The following is a 651-nucleotide window of genomic DNA, read 5'->3' as shown; positions in this document are numbered from 1 at the left end:
AAGGGAGTTTAGCTCAGCTGGGAGAGCATCTGCCTTACAAGCAGAGGGTCAGCGGTTCGATCCCGTTAACTCCCATATTCTGAAAAGAATAGGTCCCGTAGTGTAGCGGTTATCACGTCGCCCTGTCACGGCGAAGATCGCGGGTTCGATTCCCGTCGGGACCGTTGAAGTCGAGAAGATTTCAATAAAAGTAAGAGACTCGTTAGCTCAGTTGGTAGAGCATTTGACTTTTAATCAAAGGGTCACTGGTTCGAGCCCAGTACGGGTCATAAGAGCGGGTTTGGCGGAATTGGCAGACGCACCAGATTTAGGATCTGGCGCTTTAGGGCGTGGGGGTTCAAGTCCCTTAACCCGCATATAAGATAATAATGAGCCGGCTTAGCTCAGTTGGTAGAGCATCTGATTTGTAATCAGAGGGTCGCGTGTTCAAGTCATGTAGCCGGCATTTTTGAATAGGATGCGAACGTAGTTCAGTGGTAGAACATCACCTTGCCAAGGTGGGGGTCGCGGGTTCGAATCCCGTCGTTCGCTTGAGGCGGCCGGGGTGGCGGAACTGGCAGACGCACAGGACTTAAAATCCTGCGATTGGTAACGATCGTACCGGTTCGATTCCGGTCCTCGGCATAGACTTGTAAGAGGCAGTAGAAGAAG

General features: G+C 51.6%; 7 tRNA genes. All 7 read left to right on the top strand.

The features are described from left to right. The first annotated feature begins 2 nt into the window (after positions 1 to 2). Positions 3 to 75, top strand: a tRNA-Val gene (locus O3627_RS11795). A 16-nt stretch (positions 76 to 91) separates the two neighbouring features. Further along, positions 92 to 164 (top strand) — tRNA-Asp (locus O3627_RS11790). Positions 165 to 196: 32 nt separating this feature from the next. Continuing rightward, positions 197 to 269: transfer RNA gene (locus tag O3627_RS11785), tRNA-Lys, on the top strand. Between the two features lie 5 nt (positions 270 to 274). Further along, positions 275 to 356, top strand: a tRNA-Leu gene (locus O3627_RS11780). 16 nt (positions 357 to 372) lie between these two features. Continuing rightward, positions 373 to 445 (top strand) — tRNA-Thr (locus O3627_RS11775). A 14-nt stretch (positions 446 to 459) separates the two neighbouring features. After that, positions 460 to 531, top strand: a tRNA-Gly gene (locus O3627_RS11770). Positions 532 to 538: 7 nt separating this feature from the next. Then, positions 539 to 624, top strand: a tRNA-Leu gene (locus tag O3627_RS11765). Positions 625 to 651 lie beyond the last annotated feature (27 nt).

This window comes from Streptococcus sp. 27098_8_82 (assembly GCF_041431615.1).
Classification (GTDB): domain Bacteria; phylum Bacillota; class Bacilli; order Lactobacillales; family Streptococcaceae; genus Streptococcus; species Streptococcus sanguinis_K.
This window is presented reverse-complemented; position numbering and strand designations above follow the sequence as displayed.